The 18,170-nt window shown below is 39.8% G+C and carries 16 protein-coding genes; all 16 read left to right on the top strand.

Annotation, left to right across the window (positions count from 1 at the left end; genetic code table 11):
* Window positions 1-1,166: 1,166 nt before the first annotated feature.
* The 16 genes from HMPREF0877_RS09195 to HMPREF0877_RS09125 all read left to right on the top strand — a co-directional run bounded on the left by HMPREF0877_RS09195 (window position 1,167) and on the right by HMPREF0877_RS09125 (window position 18,153).
* Entirely contained in the window at window positions 1,167-1,649 is a 483-nt protein-coding gene (locus HMPREF0877_RS09195; RefSeq protein ID WP_002829109.1) for a phosphatidylglycerophosphatase A family protein, read from the top strand.
* A 3-nt stretch (window positions 1,650-1,652) separates the two neighbouring features.
* Window positions 1,653-2,138, top strand: coding sequence for a phage terminase small subunit P27 family (locus HMPREF0877_RS09190; RefSeq protein WP_002829107.1), 486 nt, complete (start codon window positions 1,653-1,655; stop codon window positions 2,136-2,138).
* Window positions 2,125-3,939, top strand: a complete 1,815-nt coding sequence (locus tag HMPREF0877_RS09185) for a terminase large subunit (protein WP_002829105.1) — start codon at window positions 2,125-2,127, stop codon at window positions 3,937-3,939. The genes HMPREF0877_RS09190 and HMPREF0877_RS09185 overlap by 14 nt, the downstream gene beginning before the upstream one ends.
* A 563-nt stretch (window positions 3,940-4,502) precedes the next feature.
* Window positions 4,503-5,738 carry a phage portal protein gene (locus HMPREF0877_RS09180; RefSeq protein WP_050755332.1) on the top strand — a complete coding sequence of 412 codons (1,236 nt, stop codon included), beginning with the start codon at window positions 4,503-4,505 and terminating at the stop codon, window positions 5,736-5,738.
* Complete coding sequence (locus HMPREF0877_RS09175) at window positions 5,710-6,438, top strand: head maturation protease, ClpP-related (RefSeq protein WP_002829103.1); 729 nt, start codon at window positions 5,710-5,712, stop codon at window positions 6,436-6,438. Before HMPREF0877_RS09180 ends, HMPREF0877_RS09175 begins: the two co-directional genes overlap by 29 nt.
* Entirely contained in the window at window positions 6,438-7,625 is a 1,188-nt protein-coding gene (locus tag HMPREF0877_RS09170) for a phage major capsid protein (RefSeq protein WP_002829102.1), read from the top strand. Before HMPREF0877_RS09175 ends, HMPREF0877_RS09170 begins: the two co-directional genes overlap by 1 nt.
* Window positions 7,626-7,671: 46 nt before the next feature.
* Window positions 7,672-8,025 carry a hypothetical protein gene (locus HMPREF0877_RS10320; protein ID WP_002829101.1) on the top strand — a complete coding sequence of 118 codons (354 nt, stop codon included), beginning with the start codon at window positions 7,672-7,674 and terminating at the stop codon, window positions 8,023-8,025.
* Window positions 8,025-8,936: a hypothetical protein gene (locus tag HMPREF0877_RS09160; RefSeq protein ID WP_002829100.1), complete on the top strand. Its 912-nt coding sequence runs from the start codon at window positions 8,025-8,027 to the stop codon at window positions 8,934-8,936. Before HMPREF0877_RS10320 ends, HMPREF0877_RS09160 begins: the two co-directional genes overlap by 1 nt.
* A 44-nt stretch (window positions 8,937-8,980) precedes the next feature.
* Window positions 8,981-9,316, top strand: coding sequence for a head-tail connector protein (locus HMPREF0877_RS09155; RefSeq protein WP_002829099.1), 336 nt, complete (start codon window positions 8,981-8,983; stop codon window positions 9,314-9,316).
* The gene (locus HMPREF0877_RS09150) at window positions 9,291-9,674 is read left to right on the top strand and encodes a hypothetical protein (protein WP_002829098.1); all 384 of its coding nucleotides are present in this window, start codon (window positions 9,291-9,293) and stop codon (window positions 9,672-9,674) included. Before HMPREF0877_RS09155 ends, HMPREF0877_RS09150 begins: the two co-directional genes overlap by 26 nt.
* 1 nt (window position 9,675) lies before the next feature.
* Window positions 9,676-10,200 carry a hypothetical protein gene (locus HMPREF0877_RS09145; protein WP_040761172.1) on the top strand — a complete coding sequence of 175 codons (525 nt, stop codon included), beginning with the start codon at window positions 9,676-9,678 and terminating at the stop codon, window positions 10,198-10,200.
* Window positions 10,201-10,202: 2 nt separating this feature from the next.
* Complete coding sequence (locus tag HMPREF0877_RS09140; protein ID WP_002829094.1) at window positions 10,203-10,604, top strand: DUF806 family protein; 402 nt, start codon at window positions 10,203-10,205, stop codon at window positions 10,602-10,604.
* Between the two features lie 15 nt (window positions 10,605-10,619).
* Window positions 10,620-11,201 (top strand): major tail protein, encoded by a 582-nt coding sequence (locus HMPREF0877_RS09135; protein WP_002829092.1) that lies wholly within the window; start codon window positions 10,620-10,622, stop codon window positions 11,199-11,201.
* A 162-nt stretch (window positions 11,202-11,363) separates the two neighbouring features.
* Window positions 11,364-11,744 carry a hypothetical protein gene (locus HMPREF0877_RS09130; protein WP_002829091.1) on the top strand — a complete coding sequence of 127 codons (381 nt, stop codon included), beginning with the start codon at window positions 11,364-11,366 and terminating at the stop codon, window positions 11,742-11,744.
* A 17-nt stretch (window positions 11,745-11,761) separates the two neighbouring features.
* Window positions 11,762-11,935: a hypothetical protein gene (locus HMPREF0877_RS10185; protein ID WP_002829090.1), complete on the top strand. Its 174-nt coding sequence runs from the start codon at window positions 11,762-11,764 to the stop codon at window positions 11,933-11,935.
* Window positions 11,935-18,153 (top strand): phage tail tape measure protein, encoded by a 6,219-nt coding sequence (locus HMPREF0877_RS09125; RefSeq protein WP_002829089.1) that lies wholly within the window; start codon window positions 11,935-11,937, stop codon window positions 18,151-18,153. Before HMPREF0877_RS10185 ends, HMPREF0877_RS09125 begins: the two co-directional genes overlap by 1 nt.
* The last annotated feature ends 17 nt before the right edge of the window (window positions 18,154-18,170 follow it).

Raw genomic sequence — 18,170 nt, 5'->3', positions numbered from 1 at the left:
AGACCCCAGCGACCCTATCAATCTAGCGCGCTATTTAATTGTCAATGAACTAAAACTATTGTGATTGGGTTGGTAAGTTTCAACCTTTGCCAACGACTTAAATGCTATCAGGTTAGTTTCAACTTGTCAACATTTAATTGATAAACTTTTTTAACGTTGTGGTTATCAATCAACAAAACCATTGTAACATGGTTAGTTTCAACATGTCAAGTTTAATTTTTAACATCACTGTATTGGGTGTTACCAGCGACCGCGTAACGGTACTAACTGATATGTAACAAGCGATACATCACTGTTAACAATTACCGAAGTAAGGGGACGTACCCGCAAACCTTAGTGACCAACTCAACAACACCATGTTATCAAGTATGTTTCAACTTGTCAAGGCATTTTTGGAACTTTTATTTTTTGTCGTTGTTGCCTTTCGACATAACTATAATCTCACGGTATGTATTAACTGTCAACAACTAATTTGCAAATGCACATGTACAAACACGTCACGGATCTTACGGCCACAACGGTTACATGACTTTTAAAATTCTTTTTATTACTACTTTTCTACCATAGAAACAAATAAGAATGTATCTAGTATTGCGTACTAGGTTGTATAGATACATGTACTAACGTATCTAACAACTATCTATACATATATACTACTACATCTAGATATACATACTATGTTCTATTCGTTTTTTACAACAATCAGAATAGACTACATACACAATGACATACTTATTATTTAACCGTGACTAACATTTATATTTATACATAACCTTGCATAAATATACATCGAGCGGTCGATCAAACACGATCAGAAACACCGAACAGATTTAAAATAGTATAACTTTTTGAAACCAAATAATTTGATTGGTCTACCTGCTTTAAATAGCTGTAACCCTTGGTATATCAATGTTTATAAGTACCCCCCTACCAAAGGTATATGGATTAAAAATATAACTATTGAACGGGATTGCCCTTCGTGTGCAAAAACTTCATTTTTTCATCTTCATTTTATTGTTCAACATGTTGCCTAATAAATATAAACTTCACGAAAAAACCAGTAGTACAAAGGGATAGGGCTAATTGCAAATGTAGACTAATTGTAGATTTTATACACTGTTTTATAAAGTAATATTAAAGTAAAACAATATGAAACGAGAACAATAATGGAGTTATATAAGGTAGAAAAGATGTTGGAAAGTCGTGGAATCACGTCAGAAAGTCTGGCTAACATCGTATATGAGAATCAAATCACGCATAATCCAGAGCTAGTACAAACTGATGCGTACATGGCAGTGGGCGAAGTCATGGCCAACCCAATCGTCCAAGATTACATTTTTACAATGTTGCTACTTGATGAGCTAGTCGAAAATAATCATGTGGATAGCAAGTACCAGTCACTAGCCAGCAAGATTGCAAATGATGATCCAATGTTTGGGGTAGACGAACACCTTGCATTCGGCATCGCTAGTCTGTATGGAACGATTGCCACAACAAATTATGGATATGAAGACCGTATGAAGCGTGGCATTATCGGTGAATTAGACCAAGATAAGGAACACATCAACACATTTGCTGATGATTTAGCAGGTGCAATCATTGCCGCAGCAGCAAGTGTCTTAGCAAACGAGCAATTGAAAGTGGGGTAAATAATGCCAGGAAGAAAAGCAAAGCCAGCCAACGTTATTACTATGGAAGGAAACGCACTTAGAAAATCGAAAGTAGAAATTGAAGGGCGTACGAAACGTGAGGAAGCAATGAACGTTGTGCAACCAGATAAGTTTGTTGCGCCTGATGATATGCAGGGAAAAGAGCGTGATGTGTTCTATGAAACAAAGAATATGTTAAAGAAAATGTCCCTACTACACAACGCAGACGTTAGATTAGTTGCAAGTTACGCACGAACGGCCGTAATGGTCGATGAGTTGTGGGCTGAAATAGACACAATGGGATTGACGTATGTTGACGAAAAAGGTGTGGTAAGAAATAACCCAACTATTAACGAGTGGCGTCGTACAACACAACAGTTAGTTAAATTAGGAAATGAAATTGGCTTTACACCAAGCAGCCGTGCATCGCTGGCCAACAAGCAATTTGGTTCTGAAAAGAAGGAAGATACAAAGAGTGAGTGGGACTGAGACTAATCCATTAAAGATGGATTTCAGTGGTCAAAAGAAGTGGTGGAAAGAGTTAGTCGAGTATTATCACGGCTGGTATTACCTAACAGAACCTTCTGCTACACTACTTACCACATACTATGCTCAATTATTAGTTGATGGCACGGTGCCAGCATCGAAAGAAAATATTATGGCAGCACAACGACATCTAAATGATTTGGAACGAAGTAAGAACGATCCAGATTATCCATGGGTGTTCGATGAAGAAAAGGCATGGCGACCAATCAGGTTCATCGAGGAAAACACTAAGCCGTCAAAAGGTACGATTAAACGATTGGTTCTACAACCATGGCAACATTTCGTGTTAGGAAATATATTTGGCTGGGTTGATAAGGAAACAGGGCTGCGAAGATTCAACGAAGGTTTGATATTCGTGGGACGTAAAAACGGAAAAACGACAATCCAGTCAGGACTTGCTATATATATGGCAGGTTTTGACGGGGAAAACGGTGCCGAAGTCTATGCACTAGCCAACATGAAAGCGCAAGCTGGTCGACTGGTTGATGAAACTATTGCGATGATTGACGCATCGGAATTCCTAAAGAAAAGATTTAAGACAACTAAGTCAATGCACAAGGTGGAGCATCAAAGAACACACTCCACAATATTATCATTGTCTGCTGAGAAACATAGTAAAGATGGTTTCAATACTAGCTTTGCCGTGTTTGATGAAATCCACGAGTATAAAGATTATGAGTTAATTGAGGTTATGCGTCGTTCAATGGGACAACGTATGCAACCATTAACTGTTTATATCAGTACAGCTGGTACAGTATTAGACGGACCAATGACCGATTTCTTTCGAAGCGGTAAAGAAACTTTGGAACAGTACGACGAGAATTTAAATGAACGTTCATTTTACTACTTAGCTAAGATAGATGATGTTAAGGAAGCTGACAACCCAGAAATGTGGATCAAGGCTAATCCAAACTTACCAATGATGGACGGACTTAGTTTACTATCTAATTATAAAAAAGATATGCGTACACCACAGCAACGTCGTGATTGGATAACTAAGCAATTCAATCTGTTCAGTGAGAGTGGTGAACAAAGTTTGCTAGATGCGGAAACCATTTTAGCTAATAACGATGAAATAGATGAATCAGAATTAGCTGGTATTCACCCAGTTGCCGGATTTGACCTTTCTGATACGGAAGATTTTACGGCAGCTGCATTAGAATTCCCGTTACCAGATGGTCGGATATTTATTAAGCAGCATACTTGGATTCCACAAGCACGTTATGATCGTGAGGAACAATATAAGGAACGTTTCAATGAATGGATAGAAGCAGATGAAATGACCGTATTGCCAGGCGAACATGTTGACCATGGTGCTGTCTATGATTGGTTAATCGAAATGGATAAGCAGTATACAATCAGACAAATTAACTATGACCCAGCTAAAGCAATTACTTTGAATGCGATGTTAGAGAACCAAGGTTTCCACACTGAGGTTACTCGACAAGGGTTTACCACACTAGGTGGCCCATTACAAAATTTCAAAGAACTAATGCTTGACCACAAGGTAGTATTTAACAATAGTAGATTATTTAAATGGTATCTATCAAACGTTGCATTAGTAACTGACCGTAACAATAATTGGATGCCGACGAAAACTAGTCGCTATCGAAAGATAGATGGATTTGCCGCAGCATTAAATTGCCACGTGACAATTGCTCCAATGTTGGTATCAAATATAAATAATAGTGAACCAAATTTGACGTATATGTCGTTTGAAGAACTGATGAATTTAGACGCTTAATGGGCGTCTTTTTTTGAATGATTCATTTTTGAAATGAGTCACAAATGCGTCACTAATGAGTCATTGTTTTAAGGTTGTTTTATGTTTAATTTAAGTTATGTTTAAGCTATAAAATTGGTTGTACTAATTGTTGAACAAATATCCACAATGGTGAGAGAATTATGAGACCAATGTTCGTGATAACCGAACTATGAATGATTCATTTTGACGCATTTTGACTCTACCTTAAAAATGAGTCACTAGCTACAAACGTTTATATAATAAGGTTGTTAGCGCTTACATTTTTTAAGAATGATTCATTTACTCTTTTTTTAGAAAAAGTATAAAAGAAAAAAATAAAAAGAAATAATCTATATATAGAAAGACGATACCGAAATATCCGCCAATGAGTCATTTTTGGAATTTTCAGAGGTGCTACACACTGTGGAAATCGGAGGCATATTTCGTGTGGAAATAACTAGTTAAAATAAGTGTAGACTAATTGTAGACTAATTGTAGATTCCATAGTTCAATACAGCTATATAATGGTAGTATAGAGAAATTATCAAAAAGGAAGTGTGCCTGTGGGAATCCTACATAATGTTTGGGAACGTTTGAACGCGTCGCCAAAATCAAGCGGTACATCTTCTGCTCCTCTCATCATGACGAATAACCTTTTCGGAACTGGTAAGGTCGAGTTACAGAAAGACCCAGTAATCTTTTCTGTCATTACTCGACTTGCTGGTATCATCGCTTCTATGAATGTCGACTTGTATGATGCCGATCGTAAACACATTAGAACAGATTCAATTGATCGGTTAGTTTCTCAACAAGCTAATCCGGTTTTTTCGTCTTATGATGTTTGGCACAAAGCGGAAGTTGACCGGAATGAATTTGGCAACGCCTATGTGTTTATCCAATACGATGAGTACCTACAACCGAAAGCACTTTGGAATTTAGACCATGGGTTAGTAATGCCATTTATTAATTCGGACGACTCTACCGTGTGGTATAAAGTTCAAGGACAAAATGGCGCGATGTATGTACCAGCGTATCAGATGATTCACTTGAAACATTTGACTGGTTCGTCACGTGTTGTTGGAATTAGTCCGATTGATGTATTACAAGGTTCCGCAGATTATAACGAGGCCTTCAATAAATTCTCGCTGAATGAAATGTCTAAGCGTGATGGATTTACCATTAAGTTTGATAAGAACATTGATGACACTCGTAAGAAAGCTGTTGCATTAAACGTTCAAGCATTTATCAAAGATAACTCTGGTGTGCTGTTCAGCGAACCGGGCATGGAAGTTGATACGATTGACCGTAAGATTGCGACTGCTGATGTTGCACGTAATGATGATACTTATATCAGACGTGTGGCCAACGTGTTCAACGTCCCACTGATATTCTTGAACTCTGGTGATCAGGGTTCTGGTTATCGTGATTCCGAAGAACATTTCATCACGTTCGTTGAAGGAACTATCTTACCAATTGTTCGACAGTATGAATCAGAATTGAATATGAAACTATTAACCGACAGCCAAAAGGCAGCCGGTTTTTATTTTAAGTTCGATACCAACGTGTTGCTTCGTGGAAATACTGCTGCACGTACCGCATACTACCAGATGTTAATTCGTAATGGTATTGCTTCACCAGAATACATTCAAGAATTAGAAGGTATTCCAATCAACAACCAAGCTGGCGCTAACAAGTTATGGATATCAGGAGACTTATATCCAACTGATGCCACGATGGAAGAACGAACTGGAAAGGAGACAGAAGACAACGATGTACTTTCAGATGAAAGCGACGGATAACGAAGTTGCTGAAATTCATATTGATGGTGAGATTGTTTCTGAGAAGTTATGGGATAGCGATGTCTCAGCAACTGATTTCCGAGATTCATTAAAAGAACTTGGGCCAGTTAAAACAATCAACATGTCCATCAATTCACCCGGTGGTTCCGTGTTCGACGGAATTGCCATTTACAATATGCTAAAGAAAAATCCTGCAACGGTTAATGTAACGGTTGAGGGATTAGCTGCTTCAATTGCTTCGGTTATTGCAATGGCTGGTGATACATTGACGATGGACACTGGTTCAATGTTGATGATTCACAACCCATTCACAATGGCAGTTGGTAATGCTAGTGAGTTACGCGAGATGGCCGATACGTTAGACCAAATTCGTGAAAGCTCTGTGAATATTTACCACGAGAAAACTGGTATCGACAAAGAAGCAATCAAGTCAGTCATGGATAATGAAACATGGCTAACTGCTGATGAAGCAATCACTGCTGGTTGGGCTGATCAAAAGAATGAACGTCCAGCTGTAATGCAATCAATATCACAACGATACTCCGACATGTATGAACACGTGCCGGAGTTTTTGAATGCTCAAGAAAAACCTGACAAGGAACAATCCGAGGGAATGAGCATGGAAGAACGCAAACAACGTGCTGAGGCAATTCAAGATTATATCGATAGTGCCGAAGCTTATCTAAAGGAGATCAAGTAATGAATTTATATCAAATGCGTGGTGCGGTACAAAACCTAGGTGAAGTCGCTAAGGCTGACAACGAAAAGTACCAAGAAGTTTTATTGAATCCTAAGGCTACGTCAGAAGAAATTTCTGAAAAGCAAAAAATTGCTGCTGATTCTAAGCAACGTTACGAAGGTATGCGTGAGCAATATAACGAAGCAAAGAAAGCAGAAGATGAAGCCGCTGCTGCTGATGCAGAGGATCCAAAGAAGAAGAAGGCTACTGATACACCAGCTGAAAAAGATGTTAATGCATTTGCAGAACGTCTACGTGGCGTAATCAAGTCAGGTCAATCAATTGACTTAAACGGATTTAAGCAAGCTGCTGGCGTATCAGTTAACGGTGAAGATGGTCCGGTTGTTGGTGACAACTTCCTACCAATTACTTTGTCAAACGAAGTAATCTCAGAGCCTGATATGCCAAACCCATTACGTGGTGTTATCTCAACATCATCAATGGTCAACTTGCGTATTCCAGCTTTGGACGTTGAGTTCGGTGACGCATTCAAGACTATTGGTGAAGGTGCCGAAGCTAACGAAGCCGAAGTGTCAGGAAAGCAAATTACTTTCGGACGTTTCGAGTCAAAGGTTCGTATCGGATTTACTGATACGTTGGTAGCTGGTACGTCATTGGCATTGCTACAATATGCACAACAAAAGTTAGCTAACGGAGCTTCAATGCTTGAATTAGCACGTGCCTTTGCCTCAACGCCAGTTGTTGGTGAGGAACACATGTCATTGTATGACGCATCAAATGGCATCAAGCACATTGCTGGTGACGATTTGTTCACTGCTATTCTTGATGCTTTGGCTGACTTGTCAGATGCTGATGTTGATCAAGCAGCTGTATTTATGAAGCGTGCTGATTACAACAAGATTATCAAGGTATTAGCTAACGGTTCTGCAACACTATATGCTGCACAACCTGAATCAGTTATTGGTGTGCCAGTTTACTTTACGTCATACGCTGTAAAGCCAGTCGTTGGTAACTTCGCAATGTACCACCAAAACTACGATCCACAAGGTTCATTGATTGAACAATACCGTAAGCCAGAAACTGGTGTTACTTACGCTCAATACACATTATGGTACGACGCAGCTATCAAGCGCCCATCTGCATTCCGTATTGTTGACGTAGCAGCGAGTAGCGCCAAAGGCGAGTAAGATAACTACCACCGCTAATAGTGCAGAAATTGAGGTGAATTAACTAATGGCTAAATTCGATTTATACAAAGACGGTAAGGTCGACCAAGCTGGCGTTGAGTCACCTATCGAAATTACTGGATTAAAGCCAGCGACACAATATGACAACTATGCGGTTGCCTATGCTGGCCAATCAGCGAAGACTGAATTGTCGTTTAAGACACAGGCAGAGCCTACAACAACGACGACAACCACTCCAAAGCCGACAACAACTACAACGACAGCTAAACCAACTACAACAACGACAACCACAACAGTGGCTCCGACAACAACTACCACTACTACGTCAAAGCCTACTACGACAACGACGACTACGGTAGCCCCAACCACAACTACAACCACGGAGGCTCCTAAGGCTTAATGAAAATACTATTAGCACAACCAACAGTATTGCGCTTTAAGTGGGAATTGAAAGTCCTTCTAAATAATTTAGATAACTTACATTTTCCATTAAATGACGTAGTGCTTTTGTTTGCTAGTGATAGTAACGATTATGCTGATTACTTCCGTAGCAAGTTTGGTGTTGAGACACATACGTACACTGATAATCGTGTGGATAAAAAGTATATTCCTAGTATTCGACCATATCTTTGGTGGCAATTTTTATCAGAGGATAGTCAACGAGAAACAAGTTCCTACCTATATATAGATAGTGATATTATCTTTCGAGAGTTGCCTGTTACTCCTGATAATTTATCAACTAATAGATGGTATTGTGCCGATACGCTAGGATATACAAATTATACATACGTTAGTACACGTCCATGTGGTGACGAAATAGTTGCAAAGATGAATGATATTGTTGGTGTAACAACTAATCAATTAAAAGAAATCGATAGAGGTATGGGTGGTGCACAATGGTTTATTGATAAACCAAAATCAGATTACTGGTTTCAGGTTTATCATAACTGTATCGACATCTATAACTACTTTCAATCAATTCCAAACAAAACAGACATTGGCCAATCAACAGGAGGGTATATCCAATCGTGGACGGCCGAGATGTATGCGCAAGTTTGGACTTTAGCTGCATTCAATATTGTTCCAACGGTCACCGACGAACTGTCATTTAGTTGGGCAGTCGATGATATTGAAAAATATTATGAACATAAATTATTTCATAATGCTGGTGTCATAAGTGATATGAACGATCTTTTTTTTAAAGGTAACTATATTGATCATGAACCGTTCGATGATGATTTATCGTTTGTTAATAAACAGAAAGCCTCGTACAAATACGTACAGGCAATTACCGCCAGTAAGCATATTTAACTACCGAGCGGGTGGGACGCCCGTTATTAAGGAGATAACTTTTTATGACTGATGAAGTATACTCCGATATCTTGAAATTAGTAAAACAAAATTTACGTATCGTATTCAACGATGAAGATGATATTTTAAAAACCATGATTCAATCAGCTGACAGAACCGTACGTCATGCTGTTGGCACACAAGAAAGTTTCTTTGTGGACAATCCAAGTTATGTGTTAGCGATTTTGAAACTAACTGCAAATGACTACTTAAATCGTTCTGCTACGACTGATGTTAACTTGTATAAAACACCGACTGGGTACAATGATTTAATCTTAGAAATGAAAGCTGATTACATGGTGTGGGAGCAAAACAATGGCACGATTACAGAAGTACGTTGAGTTACCTAGATTCAATCAAAAAATAACATTCGGTCATTATCAATCCCACGAAGACCAAGACGGTATTGTACGACAAGAATTCGTGAAAGATTTCTTTTTATGGACTTCACCATACCGCATTCTTTATCACGAACAAGTTGGAAACGAAGGCCCAAACCAGCAAGAAGATCAGGTGTACGCAATTAAAGATCAGGGCAAAGTTCACATCAATATGTTAGCGCATATCGATGATATTGAGTATGTCGTGGTTCGTGTATCACCATGGGGAGACTTAAGAGATCCACGTGGTTACGACTTGCTCACATTACAACGTGGTAATGGTGTTAATCGTACATACCGCAATGCAGGAGGTACTTAATATGGAAATGGATTTAGACATTGACCTATCAGGGTTAAATAAAATTGCTGACCAGATTAATCTATCAATTGCAGAGAAACAACAGATTACTGAACAAGGTGCAAGGCAAGCACAATTAGGAATTCAGGATTCACTTAAGAGTAAGACTGATAATACTGGTGGTTCTAAGCCTCATACTACACCAGACGGTACAACCTTCACTAATCGTCAACAACACTTTCTTGGGTTGGAAAACGTTATTAAATTGCATAGCCCTGAAAATATGGCTGCAACTGATGTCGAGTTCCCGTCCGAAGGTTACTACTGGAAATTTGTTGATGAGGGACACTTCGTGGTTGATAATCGTCCACACTTTGTTAATAGTACTGGACGTAATTATCGCTACAAGTTAAAAACCGTTGATTCAGGTAGTCGAAGCTTTCAAGGTCTTCATTTCGTTGATCAAGGTGTCGAAGAAAAACGTGCGGCTGCGGTTGAGGATATGCGTAAAGCATTCATCGCTAAGTTACACGCCAAAGGACTTTGATAATGATTATAAATAAATTAAAAGACTTGCTCCGTGCGTCTGACTTGCCACTAGATAAAGTTCTGGTTGGTGACTTAGATACACGGGGCGTTTTTTCGTATCGCATTCCTAGTGAGTTTGTTAAACGAGATGACTTCACATTGCTCCTATTAGATGAAATCAGAAACACACCCGATGAGTATGCTGGCGACCATGCCAGAAAACTTAGACAACGGTTTCAGATTCAGGTCTGGTACAAAAAAGGAGTTGATGTGGATAAGTTTGAATGGCAACTTAATCGATTAATGGAAGAAAATCATTGGTTTCCAATCGATAACTTAGGACACGATTTAGACGAGGAAACAAGTCAATTAAAAATAACATTGCGTTACGAAGGGCTGTCTGATGGCAGCTCTTTTATATAGAAGGAGAAAATAAACATGACATTACTACAAGGTTTGTCAGAAGTGAAGATTGGTATTCACAAGTCTTCAACTGACCCAACTATTGCAGCTGCTGACATCTATACGCTGGACAATTCAAATGGTGGTCCAACTGGATTTAACTTGCAAAACCTTTCAAAGTCACCAACTACTCTTTATGCTGGTGACGGTGCTTTCCTAACATTGTCAGCTGGTACTGGTGATGTGCAAGCAACATTCAACGCCTTGGATATTCCAGGTGACTTGACTGCACGTTTGCTAGGTTACCAACAAGACGAGGCCTCAGGTGCATGGTTGCACGGTAAGGATTCTAATCCTGCATACGCAACCATCATGGCTGTGTCACATGACAAAGACAACAACGAAGCATTGATGGCATTGTTCCGTGGAACATTCACTCGTGGTGATGTTAATCCACAAACAAACAACGCCTCAGTTCAAAACACAACCGACTCATTGGTATTCCATGCTGTTAGCAACAAGCAAGGATTTACTTATGCAGAAGGTGTGGTTGGTGAAAATGAAGTTACGCGTGCAAAGTTCGAAGCATTGGCTTTCGGTACAGCGAGTAACGCCTAAGGTGAGTAACACCATAGTAGGTACGACCACTGCAAAAATTACGGTAGCTTAATTGCTACCATACATATAAGACCTTGCCTCCTAAAATAAAAAGGCATTGTCGCTCAGTCAGGGTGCGATAACTCTGGCATACATATTTTAAATAAAAGAGGTAATTAAATCATGGCAGTAACGAAAACATTTAAGTTTGTAGATGGTTCAGTTAAGACGTTGACACGTACAGTTGGGTCATTCCGCAAGGCATTGGTTGCAGAACAAAAACTCGAAAAGGAACGACAGAAGTTCAACGAGTTGTTAGAGGAAGATATTGAATTTGACGGTGTTGCTCTATTGGACACTGAAATTAAATTGCTAGAATTGCGAATTGATTACTTAGCAGAACTGTTTGAGACACCAGCTGATAACTTTGAGGAGTTTGATCCAAAGGCAATCTCAGACTTGTACAATGACGTGTACCTATGGGAATCAACTCGTGAAGATACTTTGTCTGAATCAGATGAAGCGTCAAAAATATTGGAATCGATGACGCAATCAAACAAGTAGATGGGTTCGTCACTTCATTGATTCAAAATTATCAGTGGGACGTCAACACTGCGTGGAATCAAGACTTAGACGATGTTATCCGATTTGTTGAAAATGGTTCTGAGCAGGCAGGCGACTCGCAAGGCGAACAAACGATGAGCTTGTTTGATTATGTTAGTTCTAATCAGGCAGCCAAGGAAGGAATTGGATAATGGCAGGAAACGATATTGTTGTCCGTGCGTTGCTTGATGATTCTGGTTTCGTAAGAAAATGGGCGAACCTAGCAAGAGAGATAAAAACAAATACGGCATTGTGGAAAACACAGTTCCGTGAATTATCGAGTTCGGGCAACTGGGTTAAAGCTTATCAGGCAAAACTTGAAGGATTACAACGAACAAGTAAGCTGTATGAACAGGAGTCAAAAGACTTAGCAAGGCAAATGGAAGCTACCGCGAGAGTTACTCGTGAAGCTAATCCTGTTTATGATCAGTTAAAAGAAAAGATTGAGGCATTAGCTAAACAAGGTGGTCAAGGTGCTACTGAAAAAATGGCTAAGCTACAAGCTCAGTTAGCTAAGACAGCTGAAACAGTCGAACGTACTAATCCAGAGTATGACAAGTTGGCCAGTAAGTTAGCCACCACTAACGAGAAAATGTCTCAGACCAATGAGCAGATTAAGAAAACCAACAGTGGATATATTGCTGCTCAGAATCAAGTACAAAAACTTTCGCACGAGTATGAGTTGCTAGATAAAACTCGGCAAGCTGATATTAAATTAGCTGATGCACAAGGTCAGTCAATGACAGCTGCTGCTAAGAATGTTGCTGGTTTAACTGCTCAACATAGTAAGCTATCAGAAAAATTATTAGCAGAAAAATCTGTACTTAATGAATTGAAATCTGCCAAAGATAAAGACACTGATGCAATCGAAAAACAAGAGTTGCAAGTTAAAGACTTAGCTTTACAAGAAGCTAACTTAACTCGTGAATACAAAGAAGCTAAGGTCGCATTAGCACAAGAGACAGCTGGCACAAAAGAACTGGCATCTAGTACTAAAGAACTTGAAGCTACTCGTCGAGCTGATATTCAGGCATTAGAGTTACAGGGTGATAAAGAGGGTGCCCAAGTTAAGAACTATCGAATGCTCGGCGAATCAGTTAAAGCTTACGAACAACAGATTAAAGCCGAGCAATCAGTTCTGAAAGAAGTAGGTCATCAATTTGGACGCAATTCAGACGAGTATCGTGAGCAAATTGCTGTTATTCGAGATTTAAAATCTTCGTACACTTCATTAATATCAGAAGAAAAACAAGCTGCTTATGCATTGAAGTCGACTGGTCTAGAATTAGTTAACGAAAATCTTAAACAATTGCGTGCTAGTGTTAAAGCTTCTGCTGAAACTTTTCGTATGGTTGGTGACGAAGCTAATGCTTTACGTACCGAGGAAACAGGATTAAAAACTGAAACGACGTTACTTGCTGACAAACAAAAGCAATTGAAAACGGCATTGGCGTCTGCTAGTCAAGAGTTTGGTTCGTCGTCTACGAAAGCTAAAGAGTTACGTCGAGATTTACAACAATTAAAAGAAGATTCAGCACAAAATAAAATTCGCATTGACGATAACAGTGTTAAGCAAGCTGAGGAATCAGTTAAATCATTGGATCGTGAATTAGCACTGATGCAAGCTAAGACACGCGAGAGTGAAGCGGTGTTCCGAGCAAACAATCAAACGTTGCTAGCTAATCGTGAGCATGTCATTGGACTATCGCAGCAATATAAAATTCTTGGTAGTACGTTAACTGCTCAGGTTAATAAGTTAAATGAATTAACCAGTGCTGAGCGTCAGAATGCATCTGCAATTAGTGAACAACGTGTGGCTATTGCTAACACCAAAGCTAATATGGCAAGTATGGCTGGTGAGATTACCAAGACTGCTAAAACGTTACCGGGTATGTCCACAGGATTTGCCCGTGTCGTTGATGGTAGTAATAAGATTGGTAACTCATTAAGAAACACCGGACGCACCATGACGAGTTTTGGTATGAATGCCGTTATGAACACTACTATGATTGGTGGAGCGTTTGCTAAAGGCGCCAAAGATGCAGCTGAATTATCTCACGCTTACAACATTAATTACAACTTGTTGAAAACGTCTGGTGAGGGTGCTGCTGAATCACAACGCACGGTTAATAAAATGCGTGTTGAAGGACGTAAGTTATCACTTGAATATGGTGATTCACAAAAGACGATTGCTAAGGGTTATGAGGAATTGATCCGTCGTGGTTACGATGGTGAGTCAGCGTTAGCTTCATTAAAAGACATCATGTACGCTTCAAAGGCATCTGGAGATTCTTTGAGTGATACGTTGAGAACAACTACATCAACCCTTGAAGGATTTGGCCTACGTTCTACTGATGCTTCAACTCAGATGAAAAACACACGTATGGTTGCTAATACGTTAGCATACGCTGCCGATACTACGGCTACCGATTTCCACGGTATGGGAGTTGCTATGACGTATGTATCACAAGCAGCTCATACGGTTGGTTATTCGGTTAGTGATACAGCTAGTGCAATCGGAGTCCTTAGCAACAACGGTGTCGAAGCGGAAAAAGCAGGAACTGGTTTCCGTAAAGTTTTGACATCTCTATCTGCGCCAACTGCAACAGCTAAAGATACACTGGATTCATTCGGTGTTAAGTTGACTGAGGTTGATGCAAAAACTGGTAAGACAAAGTTGCGTTCGTTGCCTGATATATTTGGACAATTAAATGGTGCTATTAAAGATTTGCCACAAGACCAACAGTTGGGTATTTTAAAGGCCGTCTTTGGCCAAACAGGTATGCAAGCTGCTGGTATCTTTTTGAATAACACTAAGCAATTAAGTGAAACAATGAAAGACGTTGGGGCAAACGCAACTGAAGCTGGGTCATATATTCAGAAATTGGCTCATGCGAATATGAAAGACCCTGCGTCACAAATGAAGATATTCAAAGCAACATTAGATGATGTGGTCATGCAGCTGGGCGATTCAATGATGCCGACAATCAACAAAACGATGCAGGGTATTGAACGATTAATACACTGGTTTAGTGGTTTGTCTGATGGCACAAAATCATTAATTGCTAATACCGCATTGGCTAGTGCTGGACTAGGGGCGATGGCGCTTGTGTTTGGACCATTGGTTTCTAGTGTTGGTATTGCTACTAAAACCGTCAGTGGTTTCATTAAGATTGCCGGTCGAATTAAAGATGTAACCACTATGGCTGAGTTAGCTGGTGCGGTTACGGGCTTCGGACGTTACGGTTCGGCTGCCGGCAAAGCCGGTAAAGAGGCTAAGCTATTAAGTGAAGCAAACAAAGGATTAACGTTTGCAGAAATTGCCGCACAAACTGGTGTTGGTGCGGCTGGACTTGGTAAATTTGGTGGTGCAGCTGGTAAAGCTGGCAAGGAAGTAGCGACTGCTGGTAAGTCAGCTGGGTTACTTAAAACTGCTGGAGCTGCATTATTCGGTACTATGGGCGTTGGTGTTCCAGTAATGCTTGGATTAGCTGCTGCCGCTGCGGTAGGTGTCGTTGGTTGGAAAGTTTATAAAGACCATGTGGACAAGGTTAAGAAGGCTGAAAAAGAACGTCAGGAAACTGGTAAGTACAACATTAAAATGACTCAATCGCAAGCTAAAGAATTTAGCAAGATGCAGAAAGAAGCTGATGTTGCTGAAATATCTTTGCGTAAGTTATCTAATGTTAAGCTCAATCCAGAAAATATTAAAGACGCTGCTGGTGCATTTGGTTCATGGGCGCAAGTCGTTAATTCACAAGTACAAGGTGATATTGATAAAACGTCTGCACGTATCAAAAAGTTGCAAGCTATCTTAGACGATCCATCGGCATCGGCTGCAATGAAATCCGCTGCTAAATCAGAGATTGATACATTGAACGAAAAGAATCAATCATACGAATATTCAAAGCAAACGGTCACAAATGCACAGCAAGAAGTTACTGACATTTTGACTAAGGCTGCTAACGAGCATCGTTCATTAACCAAAGATGAAATGGCAAAAATGGAAGAGGATCGCAAAGCCATTTTAGCTGAGCAGATTCAAACCAACACAAAATTTAGTCAGTCACAACGTGATGCTTTGACAGACATGATTAATAACGCTGACTTATCTGATTTGTCATTAAAGCAATTGCGTACATCGATGAAAAACTACGGTGAAGTTCTGGGACAAAGTCTTGGTGATGCAATCACACAAGCTAAGGAACAAGCTAAAGCTATCGGCGGTAAAGAAGGAAAACGTTTAGCGTGGAAAGACTTTTTTGAACAGAATGCTGAATCAATCAAGCCGTTAGTTAGCGATTTCAATACCCAACTTAAGAAAATTGATTGGGACAACCAAGCACAATCCGTTAAGGACTATGGTAAATCTTACGATAATCTGAAAGCATCTGTTCAAGCAGCTGGTATCGACTGGGGACAATTCCAAAAGCAATTCCACATTGCAAGCAAGCAAGGTGTTGAAGATGTTGAGAATTGGAATCATACGACACCAGAACAAAAAGAAATAATGCTTAAGAACGACGAAGGTCATGCTGTTCTGTTAAATGCGATGGAAGGTTTGGATTCGTGGAATGGTTTAAGTGTTGAAGAAAAGGCTTTTATTGCAGAAGATAAAGCTAGTGAAGCACTTATAAAACCACTTGAAAAATCAGGCGAATGGGACAAGATGGATCCTAAGATTAAGAACCTGATAGTTAAAGACCTTGCATCAGGAAACACCGATCGAGCTAAAGCAAAGGTAGCTTTGTGGAACGCATCTAAAGCTGATTCAAAGAATCTTAAAGCTAACGATGCTGCAAGTAAGGTGTTGGCACAAGCTGGTATTAAATTCCAAGACTGGAATAAACTGTCGCCAAAAGAAAAGCGATTAGTTGCCGAAGATTTATCTAGCGGAAAAGTTGATAGTGCTAAAAATCGAATTAACGTTTGGAATACTTTAAAGCCAGGTAAGAAAAAACTTGAAGCAACTGATGCGGCTACTAAGTTGCTTAAGACTGCTGGCGTCAGCGTTGATCAATATAATAAATTATCACCACGAAAGAAAAAGTTGTTAGCGGACGACTTAGCTAGCGGAAACGTTAAGGGTGCTAAGAAACAAGTCGCTGATTGGAACAAGATTAGTCCTAAGCAAGCAAAAATTATTGCAAAAAATATGGCTACTAAGGAAGCACAATTAGCTGTTGGTTCTGTTAAAAATTGGAATAAGTTAACTCCCAAACAACAAAAGATTCTTGTTAACGATATGGCTTCTGGAAAAACTGATAAAGCTAAGCAAAAAATTGCTTTGTGGAATGCTGCTAAGCCAAATGCCAAAAACCTTACTGCTAAAGATAGTGCAAGTAAGTTACTTTCTAGTGCTGGTATTAAGCTTAAAGATTGGAATAAGCTGACACCATCTCAGAAGAAGTTGATTGCTAACGACTTAGCTAGTGGTAAGTCAACAACCGCCAGAAAACAAATCGAAAGTTGGAACAAGCAGAAAGCTGCTCAGAAAAAACTTGAGGCTTTGAATAGAACTCACCCTGGTGTTATGGGCGCTCAAGGTACCATAGATAGTTTACACGGAAAGACTTCACCATTGAAGGGTTCTAATCAAGCTGGTCCCGGTAAAGCATCTGCTCAAGGAACGATTGATAGTTTACATGGTAAAACCTCACCATTGCAAGCAAGCAACCAAGCTGGACAAGGTAAGGGTAGCGCTCAAAGAACAATCAATTCCTTGCAAGGTAAAACTGCCAACTTACATGCAAGTAATCAAACTCACGGTGGTGTCAGTTCTGCTAAATCAAGCATTGATAGCGTTCACGGTAAAACAGTTACCATTACTTCTGTTTTCAAAAGTATCTATAAAAAGATTAAAGAAGGTTTCGCTACTGGAACTTCTGGCGCATCAACTGACGGTAACTATTGGCTAGGTGACGGTGGTAAGAATGAGCCATACCTAACACCTGAAGGACGCTTAGGCGTTTCACCTGCTGATTGGACGCTAACACCATTGCCTGCTGGAACGAAAGTTTGGTCGTCAATGTCTGCATTCTCTGCTGATACTGGACGGACAATTGATCCAAGTATGATTCCTAAGTTTGCGACTGGTGGTACGGTTCCAGTTGCTGGACAGATGCAGGGTATCGTTAATGCTAACGACACGTTCCGCACACAGCAACAACAGCCTGCTCCACAATCTACCGTAGTTAATGTCGATAACCAAGACGTTATTCAGGTACTACAAAAAATGGTTTCCTTATTGACCGAGGGTAATCAGATTAATAAAAACAATAGGTCTAACACATACGTAGAATCAGCTAAATCAATGAGTGAGCGTTTAGCTTTCGAAGCGATGAAGGAACAACGTGGTTCTATGGGGTAGGATTTTCCTACCATACA

Origin of the sequence: Weissella paramesenteroides ATCC 33313 (assembly GCF_000160575.1) — a bacterium.
Taxonomy (GTDB): domain Bacteria; phylum Bacillota; class Bacilli; order Lactobacillales; family Lactobacillaceae; genus Weissella; species Weissella paramesenteroides.
This window is presented reverse-complemented; position numbering and strand designations above follow the sequence as displayed.